Source organism: Treponema sp. UBA753 (assembly GCF_002297325.1).
In the GTDB taxonomy this organism is placed as follows: domain Bacteria; phylum Spirochaetota; class Spirochaetia; order Treponematales; family Treponemataceae; genus Treponema_D.
This window is the reverse complement of sequence record NZ_DBKJ01000022.1, coordinates 1-4,905: the sequence shown is the minus strand read 5'-3', so window position 1 is coordinate 4,905 and position 4,905 is coordinate 1. Positions and strand designations below refer to the sequence as shown.

General features: G+C 41.0%; 5 protein-coding genes and 1 pseudogene. 2 read left to right on the top strand and 4 right to left on the bottom strand.

Annotated features, from left to right (window positions below):
- Positions 1-256: 256 nt before the first annotated feature.
- Positions 257-1,699: an MATE family efflux transporter gene (locus B4C08_RS01260; protein WP_296662236.1), complete on the bottom strand. Its 1,443-nt coding sequence runs from the start codon at positions 1,697-1,699 to the stop codon at positions 257-259.
- A gap of 146 nt (positions 1,700-1,845) precedes the next feature.
- Positions 1,846-2,223, bottom strand: a complete 378-nt coding sequence (locus tag B4C08_RS01255) for a fluoride efflux transporter FluC (RefSeq protein WP_296662235.1) — start codon at positions 2,221-2,223, stop codon at positions 1,846-1,848.
- Positions 2,224-2,337: 114 nt separating this feature from the next.
- Between B4C08_RS01255 and B4C08_RS01250 the strand changes: the two genes are divergently transcribed.
- Positions 2,338-3,261 (top strand): transglutaminase domain-containing protein, encoded by a 924-nt coding sequence (locus B4C08_RS01250; RefSeq protein ID WP_296662234.1) that lies wholly within the window; start codon positions 2,338-2,340, stop codon positions 3,259-3,261.
- Positions 3,262-3,290: 29 nt separating this feature from the next.
- On the opposite strand, the gene B4C08_RS01245 is transcribed toward B4C08_RS01250, so the two are convergent.
- Positions 3,291-3,617 (bottom strand): helix-turn-helix domain-containing protein, encoded by a 327-nt coding sequence (locus tag B4C08_RS01245; RefSeq protein ID WP_296662233.1) that lies wholly within the window; start codon positions 3,615-3,617, stop codon positions 3,291-3,293.
- Positions 3,618-3,744: 127 nt separating this feature from the next.
- Here B4C08_RS01245 and B4C08_RS01240 point away from each other — a divergent pair, with 127 nt between their 5' ends.
- A complete protein-coding gene (locus B4C08_RS01240) occupies positions 3,745-4,698 on the top strand; it encodes a hypothetical protein (RefSeq protein WP_296662232.1) in 954 nt (317 codons plus the stop codon).
- 5 nt (positions 4,699-4,703) lie between these two features.
- Here B4C08_RS01240 and B4C08_RS01235 read toward each other — a convergent pair.
- Positions 4,704-4,905 (bottom strand): annotated as a pseudogene (locus tag B4C08_RS01235) (radical SAM protein); the annotation flags it as partial.

Below are 4,905 nucleotides of genomic sequence, written 5' to 3'. Positions count from 1 at the left end.
AAAGAGTGCGGGAAGAAAATCTAGGCGAAGTTCTTGATTGGCTAAAAAGTGAAACTGCCACACGTATTCAAAAAATCTAACATTTTTTTAATATTGGGAAAAACAAAAAAGATTCATATTATCATTGCCTGGCATGACCAGGCATTTTTCTAAACAGGAATTGTTGACCGAGTTTGCTACGAAAACATTGCAGGGTCAAGTATGAAAATTGACAGCAGCGTTTTTTTGTAAACGGCACTGAATTCCGGCGAACAAATCATTTTATTTCCAATCCTCTCTTCCATTTGCCCGTCCTGTATTCCGCGAACGAAATCACAAAGTTCATGAACCAGCCCATCGGAACGGAATACCAGACCCACTCAATTCCAAAGCGAGGTGCGCACACAATTGAAACAACCACGCGGATTGAAAGATTAATCAGATTTGCAAGCGTAAATACTTTCATGTCGCCCGCTCCGCGCAAAAGTCCGTCGCAGGCCATTTTAAATCCTATCCAGCAGTAAAAAAATCCTTCAAAGCGCAGCGCGGCTTGCCCTGTCCGCAAGGCAGTTTCACTTCCACCAGCTCCGATAAAAAGAGAAATGAGCGGACGGTAAAAAATCTCAATGCACAGGCAGAGCGTTACCGCAAAAAACGCGACCATAAGATTTGCCGCATGATAGCCTTTTACAACACGCTCAGGTTTTCCAGCGCCGATGTTTTGCGCCGTGTACGAGGACATTGAATTGTTCAACGCCGCCATAGGAACAATCGCAATCGATGCAATGCGGCTGAACGCAGAATATCCGGCAAGCGCCTCCGAGCCGAAACTGTTCACCACGGACTGAACCAGCATCATCCCGATAGAAACGGTGGACTGCTGTAATATGGAAGGAATCGCGATTTTCGCCATTGATGAAAGCTCGCGTCCGTCAAACAATCTGAATTTCCTGTAACCGCCGCGGCTCAGACTGCCGCCACAAAAACTTGTGCCGCCAGACATTAAGACTGCGCCGTCGGAAGTTTCTTCGGCCGTCGCAACGCCATCATCTGAATCCTTGAATTTCCCAAGCGTGCGCATAAAAACCGCGAACGACAGAACGCACGAAAGCCCCTGGGCAATCAGCGTGGCCCACGCCGCTCCTGCAACGCCGGTCTTAAACACCGCCACAAACAGAAAGTCCAGCGCGACATTCAGAAGTGAAGAAAAAATCAGAAAGACAAGCGGAATCCGCGAATTTCCAATCGCATTGAACATCGAGGAAATCACGTTGTACATGAACAAAAACGGCAGGCCCAGAAAATAAATCCGCAGATAGACAAGAGCCATGTCCAGCGCGTCTGAAGGAGTCTTTAAAAGCACAAGAAGCGGACGGTTTATTACAATTCCCACCGCGCCAAGAAGAACGCTGATTCCCAGAAACGTCAAAAACGCAGTGCTGACCGCCGTCTTCATCGCAGAAAAATTGCGCGCGCCAAAATACTTGCTTACAATCACCGAAGAGCCGACACCGCCGCCAATCGCCACGCAGATAAAAACAACCGTAAGCGAATAAGACGCGCCGACCGCCGCCAGAGCCTGCTCGCCCACAAACCGCCCAACGACCGCCGAATCGACCATCGTGTAAAGCTGCTGGAACAAATTGCCAATTATAATCGGAAGTGAAAAAACAAAAAGCGCGTAAAACGCCGGCTTTGAAGTAAGATAATCGCTTTTCATACGAAAATCATAGCAGAAAAGAAAAAAACTGTCGAACCTTCAGATTTTTTAAATTAGGGCAACTTTCCTGGGTTGCGTTTTCGCTCCAGCCGCTTTCCTTTCTCCGCTCAAGTCCAATCCCATGCCACATTTTCTAGAATTATTTTCTACCGAATACAATTCTGTCCAGCAATAACGCAAAGAATTCCTAAAATTAAACTTGAAAAAGCATAAACAGCCGCCATAAAGAAATTCTTGCCCGAAACAAAATTCGCGCTTTCCAACGCAAATGTGGAAAAAGTTGTAAATCCGCCGCAAATTCCAGTCTTCAAAAAAAGCACAAGAATCGGTCCGAATCTTACAGAAAATTTTTGCGCCGCAACAGAAGCCAATGCTGTAACAACACCAATCGCGAAGCAGCCAAGCATATTCACCACAAAAGTTTGGAACGGAAAAACAGCCTTCACTGGAATCAAAGTAAAAAGATAACGCAAAACACTTCCCGCCGCTCCACCAGCCGCAACAGCTAAAACATTCAGAATCATAAAGCAATTCTATAAATTTTGCGTTTAGGATTCAATCTGAAAGAGAACAAAAATGCGCAAAATTTATCAGGAAGATTTTTTTTAATTCTAATAATATGGACGTGGAGGATTTTTATGAAAGAAAAAATTTTAGAGCATTACAGAAAAACTGGAGCGTTCACGTATTCAGGATTATATGCGCAATATTTTCGCACATTACCAGATGACATTGCACAGTTAGGACGACTTGTTTGCTCTCAAGTTATTCACAGAGTTACTCTGAAAGAAGGCAACACAAATTTCAATGCAATGCTTTTGTACGGCGACATGAAACGCTATCCTTGGTTCGCTCCCAGATGCCACGACGATTTGCTTATAACCGCAGCCGCAATGGCAGCAGAACTTTTCAGGCTTGACGAGCGTGGATTCACAAAAGACAGAGACGTGGAAAGCAAAATTGTCGTAACATGCCGCTACGTTTCAGTTCTTATGAGCGCGATTTTAAAGGCGAAAGGAATTCCTGCAAGAAGCCGAGCAGGTTTTGCTCCGTATTTCAAAAATGGAATCAGCATGGATCACTGGATAAATCAGTATTTTTGCGAAAAAGAAAACAGATGGATTACATTTGACGCTGACGGATTTTACGAAGAAGCTGGAATGGAAATCCGCCAGTACGATATTCCGCACGAAAAATTCAACTGGGCAGCGGAAAGCTGGATTGCAGTTAGATACGGAAAATCAGACGGAAAAAAATTTTTGTATGCAGACGGAAAAGGAACTTGCGGAATTCCAGCCCTCGCTCGTTATCTAGTTTACGACTTTCATGCGCTTATGAACAATGAACTTACTTTTTCATTTTTGCCAGAATTCATGGACGGAAGACTGGACTCTTTAAGTGAAAAGGAACTTTACGAATTTGACGAGCTTGCAAAACTGCTTTTAGAGCCAGACAAAAATTTTGAAAAACTTTGCAACATTTGGGAAACAAAAAGAAAATTCCGCGTACTCAACAGTCCGCTTGTAGGCAGCCGTGACCACGGTGCGGAATACAAGGAGTAAAGTTTGCCATTAAAATACAGTAAAGTTTTTTACTGTATTTTTTTTATTTCAAATTTACTTAAAACATCACTAATGTCTTTTAAGAGAAATTTTTTATCAGATGAAAAAAGTTCAAACATATTGCTTGCATTTTCCCTATTTGCTTTTTCACTTTCTCCAGTAACTAAATATTCGACAGAAACATTCAATGCCTTTGCAATTTTTACAGCAACATCTGCTGGAGGAATAGAACCCCGCATGCCAATATAGCCTTCCAAGGTTCTTTGCGAAATTCCAGTGCGAAGAGCCAATTCCTTTACCTTTATATCTTGAAATTCCATTTCATTTCTTAGCATTTGCTTAAATACTGAATCCATATTTTATATGAATACTTCATTTTGCGTATAAAATACTTTACAAACCTACATACAGCGTATATAATGAAAATAAGCACGTTAATTGTAGTGTTTTATTCTTGTATTACGCTATTAAAAAGGAGTTTTTATGAAATCAAAAATGCTTAAACTATTTCTTTGCCTTATTCAAATTATTTTTTTAGCAAGTTGTTCTAGCGGTGGAAGCAGCAGTGATGATAATGAAGAAACAGAAGAAAAGGAATTTTTCCATTATGTTAATTCAGAAACAGGATTTACAGGAACTGCTACTTGGCAAGCTTCAAATGATGTGGAAAAAAGCATGTTCCTGTTTGTTGGCAAAATGCATATTGGCTGTGAAGATTCTCAAGAAAATGAACTTTGGGGTAGATGGGTAGGATGCACCATCAATACAGCTGATTATACAGTTACAGCGACTTTAACAACAAATGACGGAGAAATCTTAAAATACGCAGATATTCCTGGAATAAAAATAAAAGCAGAATTGCATTTCGACCTAAATGGGCAGACAGTTCTCGTAGCATCGCAAAATGGACTAAAAGGCCCAGAGGCTTATGGAGATATTCCAGAAAATCTTACTGTAGACTATTTTTTACGTAATATGGGCGGAGGATCGGTTGCTGGTGGAAGTAGTTATAGTATAAAGGGAATAGATAAATACGCTGCGGCATGGGCATCAGGAAATTATAGTAATCGAGAAAACCCTATTATAAAAGTTAAATCAATAAGCATAGAAAATAAATTCACAGGAGTCAAATATGAAGCAATAATAGACTGGGATGATGTAATTTCAAATTACAAAGAAAATGGATGCTACAAATACCGAACAGACTCAAGCTCGTCAGGTACTTATTTTACACCAGCCTTAAATATTTTCTACAAACAAGAAAGCTACAATAGCCCTTACTATTATTGCATAACATCATCTGATAATTACAATTCCTTTTCTACAAACACATGGCAAGCAGGCGACAATTTTTGCATCTGTGTTTCTGTTACTTCCACAAATAATCAAATATATGATTTTACTACAAGTATATCTGAATTAAAGAATATAGACTAAATCTTCTAAAACTCAAACATTCCCTGCGCGGCATCCAATTTTTCTTGCGGAAAAGCGTTCATGTATTCAAACACTTTTTCTAGCCGCCACTCGATTCCGTTTTTCTGACATTCGCTTGTGATGATCCGCATCAGGCGGCCGTTTTCCGGGCTTGTAACTTCGTAGGCGTTTCCGTAAGTGCGGACGTATTTTTCTTTCAGTCCGGGA

What these genes read in the sequence shown, in the direction of transcription:
- B4C08_RS01245 (WP_296662233.1), bottom strand. Translation starts at nt 3,617, where the DNA reads ATGGATTCAGTATTTAAGCAAATGCTAAGAAATGAAATGGAATTTCAA.
- B4C08_RS01240 (WP_296662232.1), top strand. Translation starts at nt 3,745, where the DNA reads ATGAAATCAAAAATGCTTAAACTATTTCTTTGCCTTATTCAAATTATT.
- B4C08_RS01255 (WP_296662235.1), bottom strand. Translation starts at nt 2,223, where the DNA reads ATGATTCTGAATGTTTTAGCTGTTGCGGCTGGTGGAGCGGCGGGAAGT.
- B4C08_RS01260 (WP_296662236.1), bottom strand. Translation starts at nt 1,699, where the DNA reads ATGAAAAGCGATTATCTTACTTCAAAGCCGGCGTTTTACGCGCTTTTT.
- B4C08_RS01250 (WP_296662234.1), top strand. Translation starts at nt 2,338, where the DNA reads ATGAAAGAAAAAATTTTAGAGCATTACAGAAAAACTGGAGCGTTCACG.